Here is a 24,291-nt window from a genome sequence, read left to right as displayed (position 1 = left end):
TCGAAGTCGGGGGTGACGTCGGAGACGTCGATGTAGTGGGTGTCGTCCACGCGGACGACGGGCTTCTCGGCGCCGGGCGCGCCGATACGCATGAGGTGCATATTCCGAATAGTAGACCATGGTTCCGCCTGTCGGAAGGCGGCCTATCAGGCACAACCCCGCGAAACGGGCGGCCGCGGCCTGGAGGCGCGGTGCACTGTTCCGCAGTACGCGCTAGCATTCCATTGCGCGGAATAGATAGGAGAGCGTAGTGGCCGAGGTCCAATCCCCCGTGGGGAGCGTCGACCGTGCCCTGCTGATCCTTCAGGAGATCGGTAAGCACAGCAGAGGCGTCACCCTCGACGAGCTCGCGACCCGGCTCGGCCTGCCCAAGAGCTCGCTGCACCGCCTGCTGGGCGCGTTGAAGCACCGGGGGTTCGCCGCCCAGCCCGACCAGGGCGGGGCGTACTTTCTCGGCACCGAGATGCTGGCCACGGCCTTCAGGTTCTACGAGACGATGGATCTGCGCACCCTCGTGCGCCCCCTCCTGCTCCGGCTGAGCGAGGAGTTCGCCGAGACCGTGCACATGGCCATGCTGGACGGCGCGGAGGTGGTCTACCTCGACAAAGTGGAGGCGGTGCGGACGATCACGATGACGTCCGTCGTGGGCGGCCGCAACGCGGCCCACTGCACCGGCGTCGGCAAGGCGCTGCTGGCCTGGACCCACACCACGGACGACGCGGTCCACGCCTGGGGCGACCGGTTCGGGCCGCTCGTGGCCAAGACCAGGAACACCATCATCGACCCCGCCAAGCTGGCCACCCACCTCGACCAGATCCGTCAGCGCGGCTACGCGCTCGACCTGGAGGAGAACGAGCCGGGCGTGCGCTGTGTGGCGGCCCCGGTCTTCATGGGCAGGACGACGCCGGTGGCGGCGGTGAGCGTGACGGCGCTGAAGGACCGGATGTCCCCGGCCAAGATGGAGGAGATCGGCCACGGCCTGCGGCGATCGATCGCCGAGCAGGTGTGAGGGGTTCCGCGCTCCAGAACACCAGGACGCCAAGGGCGCCGGCGCCCTTCACGTCGTCAGGGTCTGGTGACTTGTCAGGGCTTGGTGACGGTGATCACCGTCGGGAAGTAGCCGTTTTCCCGCTGGTCGGCCGACGTTCGAGGCAACCGGGGTGCCGGGGACGGTCGAAGCGGTGAAACTGGTGACCGAGGTGCTCACGGTCAGCGCGGCGCCGGCCGGCGAGGATCTCCAGTGAGCCGAGCCGCGTCCGGTTCGACTTCCAGAACAGCGGGTCGGTGGCCGGCCCTGTCCGCCCTCGGCGCTGTGCCGCTGCCTGAAGGCGGGCCGGTAGACCGGCTTCTCCCTCGTGGCGGTGGCCGTCATCGCAACCTCGGCACCAGTTCGAGCGCGTTGCCCGCGTACACCCGCTCCAGGACGTCCTGGGGCAGGTCGAGCCCGGAGATCGTCCAGCGGCCCATCGGCGGCGGGTCGTCCAGCGAGTGCGCGAACGCCTCGTCGCCGGTCTCCATGAAGCGGAAGTGGATGCGGTAGATGTCGCGGTCCGGCGGGATCTCGTCGGTGCCGAACAGCACCCGGCCGGGGTGGCGCAGCATCAGCGCGCGCGTGGCGCGCGGCTGCCGGCCCAGCTCGGCGATCCGCGCGGCGATGTCGATGTGGAAGTTCGGGTACGTGTCCAGCAGCCGGCTCGCGAACCCCAGGTTCTCGGGCCAGCAGCCGGCGTGCACGCCGATCACCGTGGTCGCCGGATGCCGGGCGACCATCGACTCCATGGCCTCCATCAGCCGCTCGAACGGCGGGAACTCGGGCCCGGAGAAGTTCCAGTCGGGGCGGGCGGCCAGCTGTTCGAGCCGCTCGTTGCGCTCGTCGGCCGGCTCGAAGAAGGCCACCGGGTCGGCCGTGTGCAGGGCGATCGGGATGCCGGCCGCGCCGACCGCGGCCCACAGCTCGTCGAGCCTGGGGTCGTCGAGCATGAGCAGCTCGCCGCGGTCGTCGCGGACCCGCAGGCCCACGTCCTTCCACACCTTGAGCCCGGCCGCGCCCGCCGCCACGTTGCGCCTGAGCTGGTCGGCCAGCCGCTCACCGAAGCCCGGCTCGGCCGTCTGCGACCAGTCGACGTGGCAGAACGTGGCGAACCTGCCGGGGTGGGCGGCGTCGTAGCGCGCGATGTTCTCGGCCAGCTCCCTGCCCCAGCGGCCGTCGAGGTTGACCATGCCGCGCAGGTTGAGCTCGTCCATCAGCCCGATCAGGGCCGGGACGTCCTTGACCATCCAGCCGCCGTCCTCGGACAGCCAGCGGCCGAGGTGGATGTGGGCGTCCACGACGGGGACGCGGGCGCGGTCGATCTCGTGCGTCGCGACCCGGAGCTGGGACACGGGCCGGTATCGGGAGAGGGGCAGGTCCGCGTCACACATCCCTGATTCCTTCCGGCAGCAGGTCGCCGTGGGCCGCGATCAGGTCGTCCACCAGCTCGCGGACCTTGCGGACCGGGAGCGTGGCGGCGGTGTTGGGGTCGAGCAGCGCCGACCAGGACGATTCTGGCCATCTCTACCTCGCTTCCGGGGACAGCAGGGCTTTGACCGGGGTGGCCCGGCCGTTCATCAGGGTGGTGAAGAGGTCCGCGCCCTCATCGAGGGGGAAGGTCTCGACCCAGCTCAGGTCCCATTGGGCGACGAGGTCGAGCGCGCCGGCGAAGTCGGCGTCGTCGTAGGCGAAGGAGCCCAGCACCCGCTTCTCGCCGCGGACCAGGTCGGCGGCGTCATAGCCGGCCACGTGGTCGGCCAGGCCGAGCCAGACGGCCGCGCCGCCCGGGCGCAGGCGGGCCAGCGACTGCTCGTGCGTGGCGGCGCCGCCGACCGCGTCGAACACGACGTCGTACTCGCCGGTCAGCTCCGGTACGGTCGCCCGCGCGCCGAGCCGGGCGCCGACCGCCAGCCGTTCCGGCGAGCGGTCGGCGATCTCCACCGAGGCGGCGCCGCCGGAGAGCGCGACCTGCAGGCAGGTCAGCCCGATCGCGCCGGCGCCGATCACGCCGATCCGCGCGCCGGCCGGGCGCCCGGCCAGCCGCCAGGCGTGCACGGCGTTGGCGGCAGGCTCGGTGACGCCCGCGGCGGTCCAGCCGAGGCCCTCCGGCAGCGGCACGACCGCGCTCGCGGGCACCGCGACGCGCTCGGCGAACGCGCCGGGCCGGTGCACCCCGATGATCTGCCGGTTCCGGCACACGTTGCGCAGCCCGGCCGCGCAGAGGTCGCAGGTGCCGCAGGACAAAATCGGGTTGACCGTCACCGCCTGCCCGTCCCCGGTGCGGCCGGCGAACTCGTGCCCCATCACCAGCGGGGGCACCCGGAAGCCGGGGGTCCTGACCCCGTGCAGCTCGCTGCCGCAGATGCCGGACGTCATCACGTGCACGAGGACCTCGTCCCGGCCCACCTCGGGCTCGGGCACGTCGTGCGACTCCACCACGCCCGTCGCGGTGAAGACGAGCGCCTTCATCGTGACCCACCGGTGGCGGAATGCCCGTGTTCCATGCGGCTCCCATTCTCAGGTTCTACGCCGTTCCGTATAGCAGAATGACGTTCCGATCTGGCGATAGCAGATCACTGGGAGGAAGAGCGTGTCAAGAGTTCTGGGCGATCGCCGGGGCGCCAGGGTGGCGTCGGTGTTGTCGATACTTGCCCGATTGTTGGCTCTATGTCCTATTCCGATAAATGGAATGACACACTGCTATCCAGAATGCACTCCGCGTCTCCTCGGCGGCCCTGGCGATCGCGGGCGGCAGCCGGTGCGGCTGCCCCGTGGGTCGAAGCGGTGGGGTGAGATTTGAGTCAACGGCGGTAGGCTGAACGGCATGGCGGCCGAGCGATCTCGCCCGTCCCGCGCCGAGCGGCGCAGGCGGACCGAGGCGCGGATCCTCGACGCCGCGCGCCGGCCCTTCGCCACCTCCGGCTACGACCGCACCACCATCCGGGCCGTCGCCGCCGCCGCGCAGACCGACCCCGGGCCGCGTCATGCGCTATTTCGGCTCGAAGGACGAGCTCTTCGCCCGCGTCGCCGCGCTCCCGTCCGACGACGCCGCGCTCCGGGCGGGGCTCATCGGCGCGATCACCCTCGGCACCGTCGTCGGCCGCTACCTCCTGCGGTTGGAGGGAGTGCGGGACGCCGAGGTGGCGGACATCGTCAGCGTGCTGCGGCCCGCGGTGCACGCCATCGCCCAGGGCGAGGCCGAGCCCGCACCACGTACGGATGGGTCTTCTGGGTGTTTTTGACAGGATGAGGGGTCACATGGCGGACGGTTTCAACCCCGCTGGGGTGTGGGCGCCAAACGGGCGGGCGTTCTCGCAGGGCGTCGTCCAAGGGCCGGGCGAGGTCGTGCACGTCACCGGGCAGGTCGCCTGGGACGAGCACGGCGAGGTGGTCGGCGCGGGTGACGCCGAGGCGCAGATGGAGAAGAGCATCGACAACGTTCGCCTGATCCTGGCCGCGGTCGGTGGCCGGCTGGACGACATCGTCTCGATGACGATCTACTTCCTGCGGCGCGAGGACCTGCCCGCCATCCAGCGGGTGCGGTCCCGGCATTTCGCCGCCGGGTCCGCGCCCGCCAGCGTGCTGATCCAGGTGCCCGGCCTGGTCCTGCCGGAGTTCCTCGTGGAACTCGTGCCGATCGCGGCGATACCACAGGAGCGGTTCACCCGGCCCGAGAGTTGGTGATCTCCTGACCGGCGACTCGGCGGGATGAACCCGGCCTCACGCATGCCCCTTGCTACGCTCGGTGATGACTTGTTGACTTTGCGTCGCATATGGGGGCTCGTGTGAAGGTCGCGTGTGTCGGTGGCGGACCCGCCAGTCTGTACTTCTCGATCCTGATGAAGCGGATGAACTCCTCTCATGACATCACCGTCTATGAGCGGAATCCGGAGGGGTCGACGTACGGCTGGGGCGTGACGTACTGGTACGAGCTCTTCGAGAACCTCTTCCGGGCCGACCCCGAGTCCGCCCGCATCATCGGTGAGCGCGCGGTTCGCTGGGACACCTGGTTCGCGCGGGTCCACGAACAGCCGCCGGTGACGATCGGCTACTGGGACGAGGGCTTCGGCATCGGCCGGCAGGACCTGCTCGACATCCTCACCGAGCGGGCCCGTTCGCTCGGCGTACAGGTCGAGTTCGAACATGAGGTCACCGACGAGGCCGAGCTGTCCGACGCCGACCTCGTCGTCGCCGGGGACGGCGTCGGCAGCGTGCTGCGCGAGCGTCACGCCGGCCACTTCGGCACGGAGATCGACGTCGGCCGCAACATGTACATGTGGCTCGGCACCACGAAGGTCTTCGACGCCTTCACCTTCGCGTTCGTGGAGACCCCGCACGGCTGGATCTGGTGCTACGGGTACGTGTACAGCCCTGACAACAGCACCTGCGTCGTGGAGTGCTCGCCCGACACCTGGAAGGGCCTCGGGCTGCACCAGACGAACGAGGCCGACAGCCTGGCCATGCTGGAGAAGCTGTTCGCCGACACCCTCGACGGGCATGCGCTGATCGGGCGGGAGCACGACGACGACAGCGCGCACTGGCTGAACTTCCGTACCGTGAGCAACCGGCGGTGGTACCGCGACAACCTCGTCCTGCTCGGGGACGCGGCGCACACCACGCACTACTCCATCGGCGCCGGCACCGCCCTCGCCCTGGGCGATGCAGCCTGCCTGGTGGACACGCTGCACCAGGGCTCGGACCTGCAGACCGCTCTCGGCCGGTACGAGCGCGAGCGCCGGGCCGTGACCCGGATGAGCCAGCGGGCGGCACGCAACAGCGCCCGCTGGTACGCCAACCTGCCGCGTTACATCACCCTCCCGCCGCCGAAGATGCTCACCCTGCTCGGGCAGCGTCATTCGGCGGTGCTGGCGCATGTGCCGCCGCGGCTGTACTACGGGATGGGCTGGCTGAGCTCACGCGTCATCCGCACCTTCAACCGCGACGCTCGCCAACGCTGACCGCATCACCCGCGCCGATCGCATTGGCCGATTGCTTGGGCCGCATCGCCCGTGCTGGGCTGGGCGAATCGGCTCAGCCCGGCGCGGGGTGGCGGGGCAACGGGGTGGTTGCCGTTCAGTCGGTGCCGGCCTCCATGGCGGCCTGGTCGAGGAGCTGCTCCTCGTCGTCCGGGACCTCGCCGCGAGACGCGATGGCCTCGGCGCCGCCCTCAGGCATCGCGCCGATGAGGCCGGGCGCGGGGGTCTGGGGTGCGACGACCAGCGTCGTGTGCTGGCTGCCGACCAGGCCGAGCGCGGCGTACTGCTCCAGCTTGGCGCGGGAGTCGGCGATGTCCAGGTTGCGCATGGTGAGCTGGCCGATGCGGTCGGTGGGGCCGAAGGCGGAGTCTTCGGTGCGCTCCATGGAGAGCTTGTCCGGGTGGTAGCTGAACGCCGGGCCCGAGGAGTTGAGGATCGAGTAGTCCTCGCCGCGGCGCAGGCGCAGGGTGACCTCGCCGGTGACCGCCGTACCGACCCAGCGCTGCAGCGACTCGCGCAGCATGAGGGACTGCGGGTCGAGCCAGCGGCCCTCGTACATGAGGCGGCCGAGCTTGCGACCCTCGGCGTGGTAGCTGGCCAGGGTGTCCTCGTTGTGGATGGCGTTGACCAGCCGCTCGTACGCGGCGTGCAGCAACGCCATGCCGGGCGCCTCGTAGATGCCGCGGCTCTTGGCCTCGATGACACGGTTCTCGATCTGGTCGGACATGCCCATGCCGTGCCGGCCGCCGATGGCGTTGGCCTCCAGCACCAGGTCGACGGCGGAGGCGAACTCCTTGCCGTTGATCGCCACCGGCCGGCCCTGCTCGAAGCCGATGGTCACGTCCTCGGTGGGGATCTCGACGGAAGGGTCCCAGAACCGTACGCCCATGATGGGGTCGACGATCTCGATGCCGGCGTCGAGGTGCTCGAGCGCCTTGGCCTCGTGGGTGGCGCCCCAGATGTTGGCGTCGGTGGAGTAGGCCTTCTCCGTGCTGTCCCGGTAGGGGAGGTCGTGGGCGAGCAGCCACTCCGACATCTCCTTGCGCCCGCCGAGCTCGGTGACGAAGTCGGAGTCGAGCCACGGCTTGTAGATGCGCAGGGAGGGGTTGGCGAGCAGGCCGTACCGGTAGAACCGCTCGATGTCGTTGCCCTTGAACGTGGAGCCGTCTCCCCAGATCAGCACGCCGTCCTCGAGCATCGCCCGCACGAGCAACGTGCCCGTGACGGCCCGGCCGAGCGGGGTGGTGTTGAAGTAGGTACGGCCGGCGGAGCGAATGTGGAACGCCCCGCATGCCAGGGCCGCGAGCCCTTCCTCCACGAGCGCCGCCCGGCAGTCGACCAGCCGCGCGATCTCGGCCCCATAGGCCGTCGCGCGGCCGGGGACGGAGGCGATGTCGGGCTCGTCGTACTGGCCGATGTCGGCGGTGTAGGTGCAGGGGACGGCGCCCTTTTCGCGCATCCACGCGACCGCTACCGAGGTGTCGAGGCCGCCGGAGAAGGCGATACCGACACGTTCGCCGACGGGCAGGGAGGTGAGCATCTTAGACACGAGTAGAAGTATATACATACCTCTGCATGGCCATGCAAAGCCGGGGTGGGGGTGTCGGGGAACCCGATCGGGATCACTTGACCGGATCGGCCGTGGTGAGAGGCGGTACGCCACCCCAACGGGACGAGGCTCGGCGGTGTCGCCGCCACGTCTCGTCAGGATGGGGGGCGCCGACTTCCACTGCAAGAAGACGCGCGGGCTCACGTCGTCAGCCCTGAAGACAGCGCTCAGCGCTGAAGACGGCACTCGGGGGCGGAGACGGCGCTCGACCCTGGAGGTGGCGCTTGGTCCTGGAGGCGGTGCTCGACCCGGAGGCAGTACGCGGTCCTGGCATGCGAGGGGAAGATTTCTCTCCCGGACAAGGCAGGCGCTTGTCAGCGCGCCGGACATTTCCAGGGCGGAATCGTCGGCGGGGTAGAGAAAAGCACACCCAACCGGCCGAAGGCGTTCTGACGCGCGTGATCTGCTTTGCCATCATGGCTTGCACACAGACAAGGCCAGGCCGGCAGTAAACCTGGCCTCTCCGCGACCGCAAAGGCATGGTTGTTCGTGGATCTAGAGGCAGAAATCCTCGATCTGAAGCGTCGTATGGAAGAGCTTGAAGCAAGCCGGTGCTCTCCTGAGGGTGACGGCGGCCTGGCATCGATCGGCGTCATAGAGATGAAGTCCCTGATCACAGACGCTCAGGGTGCGCTCACCGAAGACCTGTCGGCTCTCAACGCCGAGATCGGAGGACTTCGCTGGGATATCAACAAGGTTCTCAAATCCGGCAATATGCAGACCCTCGACCAACTGGACGCCCTCCGGATCGACGTGATTCACCTGGGGCTCAAACTCGATCAGCTACTGGAGAAAGGCAGATAATTCAGCCAATTTGCGCCTTCGACGCCAGGTGCGTCGAGGGCGCACATTGAGCATTTCCGCAAGCTTTCAGCGTGCTCGCCTCTCGAAGTGGGCAGTCGGGGAGGCGATTCGGCGCTCGGCTGGTCGCCGCGATCGACTCCAACATCTGTCCAGTGGTGAGTGCGCCGGTGCACGGTGGGCCGCTCCCCGTACAACGCGGGGAAGCGGCAGCCCTTGCTTGCCTGGATCAGGCATGACACCTGAGTTCGTGATCAGCACTTACGATTGCCTGTTCGAGATCGAGAAGAGTTTCCGGATGGCCAAGTCCGACCTGGCCGCCCGCCCGACCTATCACCGCAAACGCGACTCCATCAACGCGCACCTGACCATCGTCTTCGCCGCCTGGCCATCAGCCGGTGGATCGAAGCCCGGACCGGCTGGTCCATCAGAAATTCGTCCGCACCACACGCCGCTAGCGCACGGTCCGCATTCGAGCGGGTGGCCATATCCTGACCGCGGCCGCCCACTGCCCGACGATCTACGCGACGTGCTCGCGCGAATCCTCGTTCGGGATGGTGCGCACTAATCTGAGCCAACTCGGGGCGAGTTCGACCTGCCATAGCCTCTCGGATGAGAAGGACGAAGCATCAGGTAGTGTTTCGTCCAGTCTGGTCGTATGATACAGGCTGATTGGCGAAACGCCCGCTCTTGGTCCAGGTCATGTGCTGAACTGGCTGGCAAAGCCGGCGATGGTGCAAGAAACTACTCGTTGACAAGGCGTCGGGACCGGGAAACGGTCTCAGCTCGGATGGCTTCAAGGATCTTCTGAAAGAAACCTGGCGTATAGTCGTCCCCCACGACGAGAACCCTGTCCAGGAGGACGTTGGATCGTTCGCACGATGTCTCGGCGACAAGTACACAACCGTGACAAGCAGCACGATTGAGGCTGTTCATTCCTTGTCCGCGGCTTTCCCTGCAGAGAGGGTCGGAGGAGCACCATCCGGCCTCCTCGATTGCCGCGACGAGTGTACGAGCGAGCCTGGGCGCCTCGCCTTCGCGTACGAGACCTCCGAGCGTGCCCTCGGCATCGCCAGAGGCGGTGTAGATCAGGAGCCCCGCCTCAGCGCGCGGCGTGGTCTCCGCGTAGACACGTTCTCGCAGAGAAGCGGAAGAGTACCCGCATGAGAAGGCGAGCCGACGCATCAGGAGGTGTGCCAACGTGTGCAGCAGCACTGCCCGGGGTGTCGCCTCGAAGAGACGGGAGCCCATGATGCTGCGGCGGCGCCGTGACTCGAGTACGGCCACTCGGGACTGTACCTCCTCCTGCTGTTCCCACTCGTTTAGAAGCTCCTGGTCAAGTGAGAGGAACACGCCTTCGCCGAAGGACTCCACGGCAGGAAGCCACCGTCCGCGTCCCCTTCTTCCCAGATTCACGTCGACCAGGTCGGCGTCTCCGGTGTAGCGTCGGAACCCGTGCAGCACTCGGACTTCGCGCAGCCGGTGAGCCACGACCACCGCGTCGATGTACTCGCTCAGTCGAGGAGTCACCGGCGAACTGTCGAGGTCTGCGCGCATGAATGCCGTTGCGCTGATGACGAAGTCCGGCGTTCCTACGGGTCCGTCGGTTGCCCCGGTGGGCTCGAGGAAGGCGTCCCACTCGTCGCTGAGCAAGCCTCGCCGCGATTCGCGAAGGACCTCGTTCAGGTCACCGTCCAGGGCCTGGCGGACTTGACTCTCATCTATGCCGAGGTCTTCGGCGATGAGCTCGATGAGGACTGCCGCTCTGGGGCCGTGGGGTGCACTTTGTACGTCCTCGAAGTTGCGGTGTTGGCGAACCTCTGCCGCGATGTCCCGCGCGGCACCCGACGGTTCGGGTATGTCAAGTGCGGTGGTCGTGTCGGCGAGGGTGACGTTGGTCGCCCCACGCTGCAAGACTTCGAGTGGGTCATCGCAGGGCGGTGTGTTGTGCTGCCACGGTTGCCCGCCGGTGCAGGTCACTCCGATTCGGTGGAGTGCCCTTCTGGATGGGAGGTCACCTAGATCTCGGGAGGCACCGCAGGTCAGACATCGTACGACCAGGCCGGACAGCCCTTCGTTGCCTCGGACGGCTGTGTCGAAGTTGAGCACGTGGTCGTGGCAACGCCGCTGGGCCTCTGACTCGGCTGCGGAGTGTGCCCATTTGTCCCAGGGTATGTCTCGGGCGTGTCCTTTCGTCGCGCACACTGCAATGAATCGCATCGGTACCAACTTTCCCCTGCACTGGCCGCATTGGGGAGGTTGACCGGTTTCTTGTTGGGTGCGGTAATGTTGCATGCGGCGACAGTCCTGACAGAACAGCCAGCGCGGAAAACGTTGATAAAGAATTCCCGGGCTATTTGTCGACGGTTTCGCCGGGACGCTCGGCGGTGAGCGTAGTTCTTGGACTCCGAGGCGTTCCTCGAGCCTCTTCGATTCCACTCTTGCAGTTCGTTCGTACGGCCATTCGCTGATGTCGACGCCCATGAGTGATTCACCCATGACATCCACGATGGCCCCTACACCGAACGGAGAGATGGTTTGGCTAAGCCGAACAGTTCTCATCGAGGCCCCTCTCCAACGGCAATGATGCGAACTTGCCGATCAACGGATCGCATGGAATGTGCAGTCGGCCAGCCCTCGCCGCCAGCCCCGAAGTCCTTGAGCAAGGAGGCCTGGTCCCTGGACCTGTAGTGCAGCCGTTCACCGCGTGCGGTGGTTGCCTCCGCACGCTCGTGCCACTCACCGGCGATTCGCCGCAGTTCCCGCTCGCTTGCCTCGGCCTCATCGGGATCAGCTCGGCGGGCGGCCTGGATCATCCGGTCAAGCGCTCGTCGCACGAGCGGATCATCGATGGAGAACTCCCCGGCCTGATCTTTTCGCCGAAGTCCGACCCCATGGCGCACAAGCAGGACGAACGCCGCACGCAGTGATCTCTCGCGCGAAGCCAGCGACCAGGGCGTAACACTCGTAGGTTCGACGTGTCGGTACAGGGATTCGTGATAAGCACGGAAGGATTCGTAATGGGATCGGTCCCGTGGCTTGTTGGCCCGGAGCAGCGTGATCACCAGGCCAGGTACCGTAGACCGGCCGACTCGGCTGGTGGCCTGGATGTACTCGGACGTCGTCTTCGGTTGGCCGTTCATGAGCATCACCCCCAGCCTGCCGATGTCTATGCCCACGGAGAGCATGTTGGTGGTGGCCAACACGTCGACGGCGTCGCCCTGATCGATTTTTCGCTCGAGACGCCTGATGATCTCTGGCAATTGGTCTGCAGGGACGTTGCTCGTGAGTTCCACAACCCCGTTGCCACGTAGCCCTCGGAAAGTTGCGGCATCGGTTCTACGCGCCTGCAACATGGCATCGACGTCGTCGCGGACCTGGGTCACCGTTCGTCCCAGTTCACGAAGACTGTTGTGGTAAACGACCAGTGTCCAGTAAGCATCCCGGTCATCGCCGGACAACCCGAGCACGGCAGGAGCCTGAAGAATCGCCACACTGCTCAGGATCGTGGCCGAAGCCTGCGTGAATGCCTGCGGCATCAGGCCGAGGTACAGTCGGCCCGGGCTTGCCTGATCTGTACGCGCGAAATAGCTGTCGTCTGCATCGAGTCCGCTGGGCGGGAAAAGCTTTACGGCAGCGCCGTAAAGGCCCCGCACCTGCTCGTCTGCTGCGCGGATGGTGGCTGTCGATGCAACAATCTTGGGATTGCCGCCATCCCAGCCCAGCAAGGAGTGCACTGCTGCCTCGTACAGTGCGACGGTCGTCCCCAGTGGGCCGGACAACAAGTGCAGCTCATCCTGAATCACCAGACTCGGTGCGTTGTAAGGCACGGAGCCTCGCCCGAACAGCCGACCTGCATCCTGAACCCAGGGCAAACGGGCTAGTTTGTCCACGGTTGCCAATATTAGCGTCGGGGGCTCGGCAAAGATATGATCGTCGACCACACTTACCGGCAGAAATTCGTGGAACGCACAATCCGGATGCGGGCAGAAAAGTTCAAAAGTATTCTTCGTGGACCTGACGCCGTATGCAGGACTGGGTCCTCCACCTGGTGCGCTCGGTTGACGTCGCTCTGGGACGATCGAAGTGCTGCACCACGGGCAGTTCTGAAGTTGGAAAGGGTTCTCCGGTTTCTGAGCAAGAAAGAGAACCTTGGTTCGGTCGAGGGCATCCTTGTACGTGTTCGGGGTGGTATCGCCGCCGACCCACAGGCCGATACTGAAAGGCGGGGCCTCATGTAGGTCGGGGTGCCTTTCTCTAAGGCGTTCCAGAGCACAGATGAGGGTTGCGGCGCGCTGAAACTGCTGACTGGTGAGAAGCCGAAGGGTGTAGCGGGTGAGGATTGCGGTGCCGCCGCCGCGTAGGCCGTCTACGAGGCGCCGGCGGATCATTTCGAAGGCAGCGAGCCCAAGGTACGCCTCAGTTTTTCCGCCGCCCGTGGGAAACCAGATGAGATCGACGACTCCGCGGTCGGGATGCATCTTGTCGGCGGTCGACGCCAAGCTGAGCAGCTGGAAACCGAGTTGGAAATGCCGCCAGCGAGGTTCGCTGAGCGTGCCTCTCGCGCTCAACGGTACACCCAATGCGCCGGGCTGTTCCTTCATGTGTCGTGTCTGGCAGATCTGTTCGTACATGGCCGCGTTTGCAAGGCGGAACGCAAGCATGCATTTTTGATCTCGACGCAGAAGGTTGATTCCTTCGTGCATCCGTTTCACTGCGCGCCGCATTCGTTCGATGAGTCTCTGTGCAGGGGGTTGGTGGAAGTACTCCAGAGTACGAGCCTCTCGCACCCGATCCGCAATCCAGGCTTCGTACTCGTTGACGAATTCTGTGAGCTCTCGGCAGAGAACGTCGTCGTGGACCGACTCGTCGGCGAGATGAGCGAGTCGGAGCACATCACCTCCGCCCGCCGGTGGGGCGACACCTAGTACGGCAGTGCTGGGCAGCATTTCCGTCCGTACAGTGCGGATCTCCCCGTCCGGATCCTCGACCCACTCGACTGAACATCCATGCCCGATGCCGTAGACAAGCCGGCGCCGGTAGAGCAGCCGGAGTTCTTGATCCTCGGGATCGTCGGACAAGTCTGCGCTGCTTGGATACGGAAGGACGTGACCGCCCTGGACGTGGCAGACAAAGGCCGCCTGGAAGAGGCACATCTCAGTTGGTGGAGGAGACTCCGCCTCGTCGTGCTCGGCAACATTCTCCAACGCGACGGTGACGAGCCAGGCCGTGCCTTCTCTGCGCCAGATACAGATCAGTCTGGCTCGACCTTCGAAGAGGTCGACCTTGTTGTCCTCCGGTGTACCGTCGGAGTTCAAGATCACCTCGTCGTGCCATTCCCGTCTTACCCAGCGGTCACGGTGGCCGTGCACTTCCTGGCTGTGCGTCCTTTCGTAGGTTCCGGCCGTGATCCGGCAGTGCAATCGAGGGGCATCGTGCAAGAAGGAGATGGCCGCCGAAGCCGGATGCCAATTGTTGGCCATCTCGATGGGTTCATCCAGCTCCTCGTCATGTGCATCCGTGCCGAGACTGTCGCCGAAATGCCGTTCCGTTGACAAGCCTTGCGGATAGAGCGTGCCGACAAGATAGGTGTGTTCCGGCCTGGTATGGAGGACTTCCTCCTGCCCAGAGACCGGGCCTACGTATTGGCTACGCAGGTAGGCGAGCAGATCTTCGCGTACGTCGCTCGGATCGCGTCGGCTCATTGCGTGCCTCCTTTGCTGTGGCCCTGCTCGATCTGCTGCCAGACGGTAGCGCTGATGGCGAGCCAGAGACTGATTCGTGGCCGGGTCATGGCCACATAGAGGCGCGCTGACCCGATGGTGTCATTGATGTCTCCGATGTCGACTAGGCAGACGTGGGCTGCTTCCAGCCCTTTGATCTGTGCCGTCGTGACAAGCTGAGCGGTACCGGGTCGCCGCGTTCGCGGATCCGGGTGGTCCTTGAGTTTGCCGGAGCGGAATGCCTTGGAGTGGATGGCAGAGCTGTCCTGCACTCGGTCTCGAAGGGTGACGACAGCCACGTCGGCCAGGTCAACATCTTCTTGCCGTAGCTTGCTGAGATGTGCGTCCAGCAGCCGAGCCGCGTGCAGATCGTCATCGCAACGCTTGTATTCGACAGCGGGGCCAGCGCCTGCTCTGGGGACTCCGAGGTCCGCACCAGTGACCAGTTGGGTCTGCAGAACCACCGGCGCGGTGTTGCGACAGTTGTAGGGCAGATTGATGGACACGGCGGTGGCTGTGAGCTCTCGAAAGGCTTCCTGGTCGAATACGCCGTCGACGTTGGCCTGGTTGTTGGGATCGCAGAAGATGCGCCAGCGACCGGACGCCCATCCGCCTTGGACCAGCGCGTCCAACTGCAGCAGGGAGTCGACGTCCATGAGGTCTTGGGCTTCGTCGACGACCAGGACGTCGGCCGGTGGTGTCCCGTTCAGCTCGCCCAATGCACCACAGACGACGTCGCAGTTCTCCAGGGCGTCGCCAAGGACGCCGGCGAGCAACGTGGAACGACACGTCAGTATGACCTTGCAGCCGGAGGCTGCAGCGCGACGTGCCGTCTCCACAGCAAGCAGCGTCTTTCCGGATCCAGCACCGCCGTCGCACACGATTCGATCGTTGCTTTCGAGACCGATGATCAGGTCGTACTGCCGTTCGGCGAGCTGGACGTATTCATGCTCGAGCCCAACGACTCGCGCGGCCAAGGTAGGCACCCGGTCGAAGTCCGGTCGTAGGACGTTCAGTAACTGCCTGTAGGCGCCACCTCGTACGCGACGTCCCAGGCGTTGGTGCCAGAAGGTACGGGCGCGCCGTAGCGCCTGTTCCAGACCACGGATGCTCATGGCACGAGGGCCGGCGTGTTGGGATGGCTCCCACTCCAGGTCCTGGCCGAGATCCTGATCCGGAGTGAGCACCAGAAAGCCGAAGGCGACATCGAGACTCGGCAAACGATCTTTGAGCCGGCGCTCCAGAGCGAACATGGCGGAACTTGCCTGTTCAAAGGGGCCTTCGCGTTTCTGGTGGGCATGCCCATAGCGATCCATGAAGGTCCAGAGCCCGTCTCGCCGGTGGATGCGTCCGCCCTTGACCTCGATCACCAGGACTGTGTCGTTCCACACCACGACGAAGTCAACCTCGGACATCCGCTTGTATTCATGGACCGGCAATCGCAACGAATACAGACAGGCCGTGGGTACCTCCAGGTCCACCTGGGCGAGGAGTTCGGCCACCCGCCGCTCCGCAGCACTTTCGACGCGGCCGAAGGTCTCTACAGCCGGGATCATTTTCATGTGTGCCGTCCGCCCTGTCGGTCCCAGAGGTAGTCGAATTCTCTGTACGCGAGACGCTCGCCGAACTGCCCGAACGTGTCGGCCACGTTGACCACCAGACAATGAGATTTGCCGCCGTTGGCCGGGCCGCGCAAGCCGCGTCCGACCATCTGGATGTACGCGTTGGGGCTGAAAGTAGGGCGGGCAATGTACAACGCCCTGACCCCCGGAACGTCGAAACCTTGAGTCAAGACGTTGCAGTTCGTGAGAACCCTGATCTCCATGCTTCGAAACCTTTTGATGTTTCGGCGCCGCTCATGGATGCGGGTGGAACCGCTGACCGAAGCCGCGGAGATTCCCCGGACACGAAGCAGGGCGGCCAGAACTTGGGCCGACAACACAGAGGCGGCGAACACGAGGATTGGCCAGTCCGGTGGCAGGCTCTCGATGTGTTCCAACAATCGCGACGTTCTGGCCTCGTCACGCCCGAGGCGCTCCAAAACCCGAGACGGCAACAGCCGTGTGCGTTGGGTGATCTTGGCTTCCTCGGCGTCAAGCGACACGGCTCCACCGTCGAGGATCTGGTGCTCGACCTGAGACAAGACTCCCAGACGCTGCAGCATCCCATAGGGGTCCTCACCGAGGACATCGATCAGGTTGTTGCCGAACCGCTTCGCCAACTGCCGGGTATTCTCCTCGCTCGTCCCTTTGAACGGTGTGGCGGTCAACCCGAGCAGCGGCCTGCTTGGGTGACGACCATCTAGGCCGAGCCAGGCGAGGAGTTCGGTGTAGTCCTTACCGGTTGCTTCATGTGCCTCATCGATCACGACCGCAGTGGGTCGCGCGAGCCATGCGTAGTCCGGGTTGCCACGACAGCCAGAGAGCTTCGCATCAGTGGCCACGACCACCATGAGTTCGTTCTCGCCTTCGGCGATCTCGTTGCGATCCCAGAGGCGACAGATCCGAAGTGCGCGACCGTCCCCGACGTCACGCCAGACGGCAGACCACGTCTGCACGGCCTGCTCGCACAACTCATCGCTTTGGGCCACCCACAACAGATGCCCGACCAAACCGTCCTCGATGAACGCCGTCGCCAGCGCCTGTACAGTCACCCTTGTCTTGCCCGCACCAGTCGGCAGGAACATCAAGCCCCGCTCCCGCCCAGTGATGAGGTGTCGAATCCTGTCGGCAAGTTCCTGTTGATAGGGGTGGAGAGGGCCGAGGCGAGGGGGGCCGAACACGGTCAGGTCGGGTTCAAGGTACGAACCGCGTTCCCCAGCGTATTCGGTGGGGAAGCCGAGCCTACGAACGAAACCCACGGCGGGCGGACTTCCGGCCCAGCGGTCGGGTACTGGGAACCCTGCCGCTTCCAGGTCGTGACGGCATTCCCTCAACACGTCGTAACCGTGGACATCCAGCAACAACCTGGCAATCTGTTGAGGCCCTTTGTCGTCATCGAGCTTGCGTACTGTCTTCAGCAACCCAGTGGGAAGCCTTGCTTCGAGCCTGTGCTCGTCAAGGAGACACAGCAGTTTTCTGGCAGGGTCACGTTGGGCCCGGCAGAGCGCGATACTTCTCTCGACCGCCTCGTCCTGCGCATCATTGAGGATGCGGCTGATGGAGTTCGAGGTCAACTCGACGTCGAACTCGTCTGCGAGCCGCAAGAGAAGATCCTCATCTCTCAGGTCCGAGCGATGGTAGACCACGTTGCCCTCGCGCAACAGGTCCGTTGGTTCCCGATCGACTCCGTCCGGTCCCGTGATCTGTCGGAAGAGCTCGCCGCATTCGATGAGTTCCACGTGGTTGAACACCTCGGTCGCCAACGGACGAAGGCCCCTGTATCGGTCCAACACGACGACCGGCTCGGCTGGACTCTCCGCCAGCACTTCCACCCGCAATCGGGAGGAAGCAAGAGCACAGTCCCACTTGTCGACCAGCAGTGTCGCGAGTGCCTCGTCGGAGACCGCGATGTAGGGAGGCCGACGTTCGGCGAGAACTCGCCCTTCTTCCTCCGTTCTGGCGATCAGAAGTTCCTCACGCGCAACCTGGCATCCCGAGGAGCCGCTGATCGCCGGAACATACTCGGGAACCTGGTCCTCGGCCAGACTCCGAGCGGCCTCGGCGACCAATCTGCCGAGAGTCCACGGGTCTCCGGTCGCCGGCAGACGATCGAGGAACTCCTGCCAGATACCTGGAGTGATCTCCTCAAGAGACTCGGTCAGCGACAGCTTGTCGGCCGCTTGGCACTCGGCGACAGGCAGGAGCGGCGCGTACTCCGAGAGCGACCTGGCCACGCTCAGTGCTGCTGGACGTGGCCCCCAAGGAGTGGCCAGCAGGCCATATTCGCGGGCTGTCCACACAGAGGGGGCGAGCACTTGAATACGCGGAAGGGACTTGCGGGTGAAGTGCCCGAACAGCCATGTGTCGGGGACGTCCATTCGAAGGAGAGCATGGGTCCAACCCACGCAGGCATCGAGATCGCTGGAATCGCGAAATCTGCGGAGGACGTGCAGGGGGCCCACCGGATCGTGGTCGAGGAAACCGAGTTCCTTGTCCGAAGGCCGTCCCCGCGCCGGCAGCTTCGCCAGATACTCCGTCCGGGTTCGTCGGAGGTACTCCAAATAGGTCGAGTCCTGAGTCAGAGCACGGCTCGCCAGGGGGCGGACAGCAATGCCTATCCGTCGCAGCAGATCAGCATGCAGGTCGTCATGGAAGTTCTGGTTGAGGACCATCACCGGATTTCGTGGCGAGATCTCGCCGGCGATGACCACTTCGTCGGAGTAGTGCCACCAGCCGTCTTTACACTTGACCTTGAGCCTGCGCCCCTCGGCGAGATGGTCCTCCAGATGCTGCTCCGCCACAGATTTCGGCACCTCGGAGACCAGCCGCCAGAACTCCGCCCATTCGACGCCTGTCCACTTCCTGGTGGCCGCACGTGTCAGCTTGGCAAGCTCGTGCCCCGGGTCGACGTCCTTGAAGCCAAGGTCTCGAAGGAAACGTTCGACATCGGGTAGCGCCAGCAGGGACTGTCGCACCAGGGCTATTTCGGCCTGCTGAGTCAGGACGTTCCCATGAAGGAAGACGTCCCGAGTCGCGTTCAGGGGCCACAAACGGCCGCCGTCGTCGGGAAGGATTTCGGCGGCGAGAAAATCGCGACGGGTATTCTCGTCTTTCGTCACCGCGATCACCCGGAGCGCGGACGCGCATTCTTCGTCGGTCGCCTCCCCGACGATCTGTTGCAGCCAGTCCGCGGCGCCCAATTCGACATCCGTCGCTCGTGCGTCGTCCACTCGGATGAGGCTGCGCAGACGCGCCTGTCGGATTGCGTTGCGGAAGCACTGGACATGGGGCACCGAGCGAGGGCATCCGGGTGACGAATACCAGGCCCTGAGCAAGGCAGGATCGAGTCGTACCTGTTCCTGATTTGGAAAGCGCAACGCATCGATGCGGCGGAGCACTCCGTCGCGGTCAGGAATGCAGGCTTCTGCCGCAATCAACTGGGGCACGCGTTCTGCAAGGAACCGGTCGGCGAAATTCGGCGCCTCGCGACCTCGTGCAGGCAAGTAGTCGAAGTGACGGGCAGGATCTGCAGCGCTACTGAGAGTAGGTAGACCTTCGGCTACGAGAACGGCGACCCGTTCAAGAATTTCCTGATTGAACCGTCCGCGGAGGAGACTCGTACGGTCGTCGTTGACTTGCCAAGGTGCGTTCAGAATTCCCCGCAGCGAGGTCGTCTCTGCCAGCGGGTAGTAAGCCCAGAACCGTCCCAACGCCGAGACATCGGCAGTCAACGGCGCCGCCCAGGTCACGCTGACACTCGCGCGCTTGATGGCTTCCCCGACCTCTTGCAGGGCTTGGGGCGACGGACTGTGCAGGGCGTGCCACACACGCCAGTCCGACGGCTCGCGACCGCGGGTCTGCAGTCGGTGTACTCCGTCGGGGCGCACGACACACTCATGTTCCAGCTCGACTCGTTCCGATCCAGGGCGGTCGACCACGATCCGCAGCACGGACACTCTGGGCACGAACAGGAGGAACTCCATGGGAAAGTCCCGGAGTTCCTCCTCCAAACGAGTCGCGTCCCCCGACAAAGGCAGGCGGACGACTGTGGTCGCCCAAGCCGTCAGTTCGGCGAGTACCGCGTCGCGGGCGATCTCCTCCATCACGTCGAGGTGGGCAGGCATACGGAGGACAGGAAACCGAGTGGAGCCCGGACCGAGGGATCGTAGTTCCTGCGCCGCTCGTTCAGCGTCGAACGCGAAGCTGATCGACCGGCTGAAGACGGCCGGTGTTCCGGTGATGCCCAGGACGGACTTGAAACCGAGTCCGAACCTGCCGATCGCTTCGTCTCGCTTGTCGCTGAGGAAGGCGTGGCAGATTGCCTCGAGGCCCTGGCGGGAGAATGCCCTGCCCTCGTTCGCGCAGTAAAGAGTGCCATTGACCAGGCGTATCTCAACTTGCCCATGCTGGTCTTGGTACTGTGCGTCGGCAGCATTTTGAACTAGTTCGAGAATCTGCCGCCGTGAGTAACCGCCGGTCCTGTAGCTGTCCTCTTGGTTGGCATGCTCTCCGAGCAGGAGCCGATCCGCTCCGTATGCCCTGAGTGTGTTTGCGCGGTGCTGCTCGAGCCAGTGAACCAGATCCAGGTCTTCCTGACCCCAGTTGCCGTCGGCGGTCATCAATACCCCCGTTCCGTGTGCACCATGGTCGTCCTGCTATGAACGCGTCCAGATCGACTTTGGAGTCCTTGGGCGTAAAGTCCTAGTGCCACCGAAGCCTAAGCCGTGCCGACGGTAGATCATTACAGAATCAGCAGGGCGATGCCCAGTCTGCCGGAAGCGCGATGTGCGACCAGATATCGCGGGCGTACAGGGCGCCGTGCGTGTCAGACTGTGCCCATGCGTTCGGACGACGAGCTACGCTCTGCAATCGCCAGCGCGCGTGATGCTCTGCAGGTCGCTGCTGACCACTTGGACGAGATCGCCAAGGCCGACAGGGTGATGGAGGACGACTGGCAGGATGTCAGTGCGGCTGTTGGGCTCAGCATGGCGCTTCATCGTGAGCACATGGCGAAAGTCGGCGTTCTCCTGGGACTGGGCGGAGCGCAACAGCGTCTGCTTCGATTTCTACTGAGACACGTAGGCCAGGTTGTCTCGGGCCCGGAGTTGTCCGGCGTTGCTGGGATCGCCGAGTGGGCGCGGCGAGTCCGGGAGTTACGCGTGGAGCATGGCTGGCCTATCGAGAGCGGGGTGCAGTCGCCTGATCTTCGCTCTGATCAGTACGTCCTTCTCCGACCAGAACCGGACGAACATCTGGCGTGGAGATGGCGCCTCGCCGCCGACATTCGCAGAAATGGTGGCGCTGTCCGCGACCGTGTCCTCGCCTTCCTGAAGGCCGTCAGTCCCGATGCGGTTGATCGAGAGGATCTTGACTATGTCACCAGGACCGGCGGCTGGAAATCGTCGATCGATGATTTGAGGGCCGATGGCTGGGAAATCCGATCTTCCGACGAAGATCCGCAACTGGCGCAGGGAAGCTATCGTCTGCTGATGTAGGACTTAGGGAATAGACAGTTCCTGCATGCCATAGTGCTTCTCACCTGCATCGGGTAAGCGGTGATGCCATGCGAGCAGGATGATCTGCCTGGGTTGCGAAAGTCCCAGGTCGCTGGCTCGAAGTGTGCTGAAGAGGTGGTGGGAATTGTCAGTGATGCGTCCGACGAACATCAGGCATATTCCACGTCGGCCTCAGCTGTGAGGTCGAAAGCTTCTGGCTCTGCAGCTTCACCGGATCTCCAGGTCTCGAGACTCTGCAACAGTTCTTTGCTTGGACGGCCCCTGCCGAATGCGGCGCAAAGGATGTGCATGGCCAATCGAGGTGGGACGGCATTTCCGATCTGCTGACCCACGTCGCGTCCCGACCACGGATAGTCAACAGGAAAAGTTTGAAGGCAGCCCGCTTCCGGATGAGAAAAGCGTTCCAATTCAGCGCCGTCCAGTGCGACGACACGGTTGCGGGAGATCTTTCCGGTTACCGTGGCGGATGGTTCCCAGGAGGCACGACGACCGCGAGCTTTGGGGTCCCCGCCAGTGCCGTAATTCGAGATGACGCGGAACGGCGACTGCCGATCAAGCACGTCTGCCATCCTTCTCCACGGCTCAAGTGCCTGGTCTCCGGCCTCACGTGGGACACCCTTCCGGTAGGGCCGATGCGTGGGGTCGGGCAGGGCCACCACTTCATCGCCGTAGCGAGCGATGAGCACTGCCCTCTTGCGGGTCTGCGGGACACCGTATTCCTCTGTGCGCAGGATGCGGCAGTCCACCTTATAACCCTCGTCGTAGAGAGCTGCTGCGTAAGCCTCCCACACCGGGAGCACCGCTGGAACCTGCTCAAGAATGATCGCCCGATAGGGAGTGTTGTTCTCGTTGTCGATCGCTTCAAGGGCCCAGCGTAGAGGCTCCAGCACCAATCCGGTTCGCTCGTCCTCTAGCTTGGCCAGATCCTGGTCGATCTCGTGTCGGTCTTCTCGGGCGACCATACGTTTGACGAAGCGCAGTACGTCATCGAGCGCCCTGCGGCCGGCTCCACCGCCGGCGACGGTGAAGGTCTGGCACGGGGGTCCTCCCGCCAGTACGTCCGCTTCGGGGAAATCGGAAGGGCCGTATTTGCGGACGTCCCCCTCTACCGTGGCCAGGCCGGCGGCCCTCCGGGTCTCACAAGCCGAGGCATCCCATTCCACACCCACTGTTGCTATGTCGAGCTTCTCCGCTGCCACGTCGAGCCCGCCAGGACCGGCGAACAAGTCAACAATCTTGACAGGGTGCACTTGATCTCCAGGGGTGTGTTACTCGGGACGATGCTGCCACAGTTTCTGTGGTCAGTAGTCCCATGGGCCGCAAGCTGATGGACGAGCACACAGCGTACTGGGGGCCACCGACAGTATCAGGGGTCACAGGCAGCATGTTCGGCACATGTGGGGCCCAAGGCGCCTGACCGCCGCCGAGCCCGGCGACGTCCTCGATGGCCTTGACCAAATCACGGTCGGAGGTGAAAGGGCGTCGATCTTGGCACGGATGGCCTGGCTAGGCGATGATCGACGAATCACGAGCGTGGGGGCTTTCTCCGTACGACCTTGGCGGTTCAACACGGAACCTACGCTTGCTATCTATTTACCCCGCATCCCGGCCGCGACCGGCAGTGCAAGCGTGGCAGCACGAGAAGGCAGAACCTGGCGCGAGTGACCCGTCCGTCTACTGATGCTTCAGATCCGGCTCCTGGTCCGGGTGGAGCAACTCGTCCCTCGGTGAGGTGCCCATCAGAGCGTGCCTACCTCCATGGCAATTGTAGCAGAGCGTCACGAGGTTGCGCTCGTCATTGTCGCCGCCTTGGTGCACGGGCAGGACATGGTGCACTTGGAGCGCAACGCCTTGACCGGGTACGGCGCCGCAATCCTGACAAGTCTTCTTGTCCCGCTCGAGGATTTTGTGGCGGAGTTTGATGGCCTGACGTACACGAGGCGGACGCTTGATCAGAGTAGGCAGCCGATATGAACCTGGTGGCAGGCTTGGGTCGTCGATGTTCGAGACGATCTGCCAGCCCTCTTCCTCAAGTTCACGCATCCGGCGGGGCCAGTCGTGGATGATCGCGACATAAGCTAGTTGTTCCTTGTCGGCGCCGCGAGGCGAGATCTCCTTGAGGTAATGAAGGAGTCTGTCTTTCCCGGAGGTCTTAGCGCCTCCTGCCTTCCTGAGGTTGCGCGCGGCTTTGGCGACCCGCCAGCGCTCCGCGAGGTCTGTGTCGGGCTCGTCCGCGGCAAGCCTGTAGTGGTCATGAGGCACGTCGTCGCGGTTGATGCTCGACTCGATCGGCCAACCGTGCTCGACCCGGAGCTCGCGTACCCGCCGTGCCCATTCCGAAATTCCTGCGACGCCGCTCAGGGCATGAGCGGGTACAGGCGTTCCGATGTGATTCCGCAGGTACCGCAAGATGGCTTCCTGGCCGGATGGGATCCCGAGTGCCCGGTTCACCTGTGAGACAGCGTCTCGCATGGTGGCCGATAAGCCGCCGAGTTGCGCCGCAGATTCCAACCAGGAGTCATGACTGAGTGACTGCACCTGAACTCGGTCGATCGCGTCCAGGTAATTCTGTGCGGTGACCTTCAAATCCGATAAGGCATGCTCAGGAAACGCGCCAGCGTTCTTCGCCACAGTGCCTCCCGTGACACTACATGATCGTGCAGAGGCAGTTTAGCCCGGTTTGTCTTGCTGCTTGGGCGCTGAGGCAGGGGATGGCCACTCCGCTCACCTGGCGGGGGTCCGACGGTGACAGGACTCGGAGCGGATAGCGAGAGCAAGCCGTCGCAAAGGATGCGGCAGGCTTCTCCGTATGGAAGCGACCGCATGGGCCTCTGTCGACGCTAGCAACCTGCAGTTGGAACGTGCTAGCCGTTGTCGCGACCCTGAGCGGCCATTGTGACTCAGCTGCCCAGAACACTTCTTGGCGGCTGTTAGCGGTCATCAGGAAACCCCGGTCGGTGGTCACTGACGATCCTGGTAGACGGTCATGGGTTCCAGGCAGACTCCTGTCCGCCCATGCCCCGGCGAGGCCCCTG

15 protein-coding genes and 2 pseudogenes are annotated in these 24,291 nt (G+C 64.6%); 8 read left to right on the top strand and 9 right to left on the bottom strand.

The window, feature by feature from the left end:
• Positions 1–250: 250 nt before the first annotated feature.
• Positions 251–1,009 (top strand): IclR family transcriptional regulator, encoded by a 759-nt coding sequence (locus tag AB0I15_RS30020; RefSeq protein ID WP_358102403.1) that lies wholly within the window; start codon positions 251–253, stop codon positions 1,007–1,009.
• Between the two features lie 359 nt (positions 1,010–1,368).
• Here the strand turns inward: AB0I15_RS30020 and AB0I15_RS30015 are convergent, their stop codons facing one another.
• Together AB0I15_RS30015 and AB0I15_RS30010 are read right to left on the bottom strand one after the other, a co-directional pair.
• A complete protein-coding gene (locus AB0I15_RS30015; RefSeq protein ID WP_358102401.1) occupies positions 1,369–2,421 on the bottom strand; it encodes an amidohydrolase family protein in 1,053 nt (350 codons plus the stop codon).
• Between the two features lie 133 nt (positions 2,422–2,554).
• A complete protein-coding gene (locus AB0I15_RS30010; protein ID WP_358102399.1) occupies positions 2,555–3,499 on the bottom strand; it encodes an alcohol dehydrogenase catalytic domain-containing protein in 945 nt (314 codons plus the stop codon).
• A gap of 355 nt (positions 3,500–3,854) precedes the next feature.
• Between AB0I15_RS30010 and AB0I15_RS30005 the strand changes: the two are divergent.
• The 4 genes and pseudogenes from AB0I15_RS30005 to AB0I15_RS29990 form a co-directional block, all read left to right on the top strand.
• A pseudogene (locus tag AB0I15_RS30005) lies at positions 3,855–3,965 on the top strand (hypothetical protein); the annotation flags it as partial.
• A 49-nt stretch (positions 3,966–4,014) separates the two neighbouring features.
• Positions 4,015–4,272, top strand: coding sequence for a hypothetical protein (locus tag AB0I15_RS30000; RefSeq protein ID WP_358102397.1), 258 nt, complete (start codon positions 4,015–4,017; stop codon positions 4,270–4,272).
• Between the two features lie 16 nt (positions 4,273–4,288).
• Positions 4,289–4,714, top strand: a complete 426-nt coding sequence (locus AB0I15_RS29995; RefSeq protein WP_358102396.1) for a RidA family protein — start codon at positions 4,289–4,291, stop codon at positions 4,712–4,714.
• A 164-nt stretch (positions 4,715–4,878) separates the two neighbouring features.
• Positions 4,879–5,988, top strand: coding sequence for an FAD-dependent monooxygenase (locus AB0I15_RS29990; RefSeq protein WP_358102394.1), 1,110 nt, complete (start codon positions 4,879–4,881; stop codon positions 5,986–5,988).
• Between the two features lie 115 nt (positions 5,989–6,103).
• On the opposite strand, the gene argG is transcribed toward AB0I15_RS29990, so the two are convergent.
• Positions 6,104–7,555, bottom strand: coding sequence for an argininosuccinate synthase (gene argG, locus AB0I15_RS29985; protein ID WP_358102392.1), 1,452 nt, complete (start codon positions 7,553–7,555; stop codon positions 6,104–6,106).
• A gap of 549 nt (positions 7,556–8,104) precedes the next feature.
• Between argG and AB0I15_RS29980 the strand changes: the two genes are divergently transcribed.
• Together AB0I15_RS29980 and AB0I15_RS29975 are read left to right on the top strand one after the other, a co-directional pair.
• Positions 8,105–8,419, top strand: a complete 315-nt coding sequence (locus AB0I15_RS29980; protein ID WP_358102390.1) for a hypothetical protein — start codon at positions 8,105–8,107, stop codon at positions 8,417–8,419.
• A 247-nt stretch (positions 8,420–8,666) separates the two neighbouring features.
• Positions 8,667–8,984, top strand: a pseudogene (locus AB0I15_RS29975) (IS1634 family transposase); the annotation flags it as partial.
• Positions 8,985–9,160: 176 nt separating this feature from the next.
• On the opposite strand, the gene AB0I15_RS29970 reads toward AB0I15_RS29975, so the two are convergent.
• From AB0I15_RS29970 to AB0I15_RS29955, 4 genes are read right to left on the bottom strand one after another with little or no spacing between them, the layout of a single operon-like run.
• The gene (locus AB0I15_RS29970; protein WP_358102388.1) at positions 9,161–10,978 is read right to left on the bottom strand and encodes a DUF1998 domain-containing protein; all 1,818 of its coding nucleotides are present in this window, start codon (positions 10,976–10,978) and stop codon (positions 9,161–9,163) included.
• Positions 10,975–14,121 (bottom strand): helicase-related protein, encoded by a 3,147-nt coding sequence (locus AB0I15_RS29965; RefSeq protein ID WP_358102386.1) that lies wholly within the window; start codon positions 14,119–14,121, stop codon positions 10,975–10,977. Before AB0I15_RS29965 ends, AB0I15_RS29970 begins: the two co-directional genes overlap by 4 nt.
• Positions 14,118–15,701, bottom strand: coding sequence for an NERD domain-containing protein (locus tag AB0I15_RS29960; RefSeq protein ID WP_358102384.1), 1,584 nt, complete (start codon positions 15,699–15,701; stop codon positions 14,118–14,120). Before AB0I15_RS29960 ends, AB0I15_RS29965 begins: the two co-directional genes overlap by 4 nt.
• Positions 15,698–20,359: a DEAD/DEAH box helicase family protein gene (locus AB0I15_RS29955; protein ID WP_358102382.1), complete on the bottom strand. Its 4,662-nt coding sequence runs from the start codon at positions 20,357–20,359 to the stop codon at positions 15,698–15,700. The genes AB0I15_RS29960 and AB0I15_RS29955 overlap by 4 nt, the downstream gene beginning before the upstream one ends.
• A gap of 219 nt (positions 20,360–20,578) precedes the next feature.
• On the opposite strand from AB0I15_RS29955, the gene AB0I15_RS29950 reads away from it, so the two are divergent.
• Positions 20,579–21,235, top strand: coding sequence for a hypothetical protein (locus AB0I15_RS29950; RefSeq protein ID WP_358102380.1), 657 nt, complete (start codon positions 20,579–20,581; stop codon positions 21,233–21,235).
• 170 nt (positions 21,236–21,405) lie between these two features.
• Here AB0I15_RS29950 and AB0I15_RS29945 read toward each other — a convergent pair whose 3' ends face one another.
• Positions 21,406–22,506 carry a DNA cytosine methyltransferase gene (locus tag AB0I15_RS29945; RefSeq protein ID WP_358102378.1) on the bottom strand — a complete coding sequence of 367 codons (1,101 nt, stop codon included), beginning with the start codon at positions 22,504–22,506 and terminating at the stop codon, positions 21,406–21,408.
• A 424-nt stretch (positions 22,507–22,930) separates the two neighbouring features.
• Positions 22,931–23,887, bottom strand: a complete 957-nt coding sequence (locus tag AB0I15_RS29940) for an HNH endonuclease (protein WP_358102376.1) — start codon at positions 23,885–23,887, stop codon at positions 22,931–22,933.
• Positions 23,888–24,291: the final 404 nt, after the last annotated feature.

It is taken from the genome of Nonomuraea sp. NPDC050643, from assembly GCF_040654715.1.
Taxonomy (GTDB): Bacteria; Actinomycetota; Actinomycetes; order Streptosporangiales; family Streptosporangiaceae; genus Nonomuraea.
Note: the sequence above shows the minus strand (reverse complement) of the source record. Positions and strands in the feature narration are given on the sequence as shown.

Excerpts from the sequence above, each read along its gene's own strand:
- AB0I15_RS30015 (WP_358102401.1), bottom strand. The coding sequence starts at position 2,421 with ATGTGTGACGCGGACCTGCCCCTCTCCCGATACCGGCCCGTGTCCCAG.
- AB0I15_RS30010 (WP_358102399.1), bottom strand. The coding sequence starts at position 3,499 with ATGAAGGCGCTCGTCTTCACCGCGACGGGCGTGGTGGAGTCGCACGAC.
- AB0I15_RS30000 (WP_358102397.1), top strand. The coding sequence starts at position 4,015 with ATGCGCTATTTCGGCTCGAAGGACGAGCTCTTCGCCCGCGTCGCCGCG.
- AB0I15_RS29995 (WP_358102396.1), top strand. The coding sequence starts at position 4,289 with ATGGCGGACGGTTTCAACCCCGCTGGGGTGTGGGCGCCAAACGGGCGG.
- AB0I15_RS29990 (WP_358102394.1), top strand. The coding sequence starts at position 4,879 with ATGAACTCCTCTCATGACATCACCGTCTATGAGCGGAATCCGGAGGGG.
- AB0I15_RS29970 (WP_358102388.1), bottom strand. The coding sequence starts at position 10,978 with ATGAGAACTGTTCGGCTTAGCCAAACCATCTCTCCGTTCGGTGTAGGG.
- AB0I15_RS29965 (WP_358102386.1), bottom strand. The coding sequence starts at position 14,121 with ATGAGCCGACGCGATCCGAGCGACGTACGCGAAGATCTGCTCGCCTAC.
- AB0I15_RS29960 (WP_358102384.1), bottom strand. The coding sequence starts at position 15,701 with ATGAAAATGATCCCGGCTGTAGAGACCTTCGGCCGCGTCGAAAGTGCT.
- AB0I15_RS29955 (WP_358102382.1), bottom strand. The coding sequence starts at position 20,359 with ATGACCGCCGACGGCAACTGGGGTCAGGAAGACCTGGATCTGGTTCAC.
- AB0I15_RS29950 (WP_358102380.1), top strand. The coding sequence starts at position 20,579 with ATGCGTTCGGACGACGAGCTACGCTCTGCAATCGCCAGCGCGCGTGAT.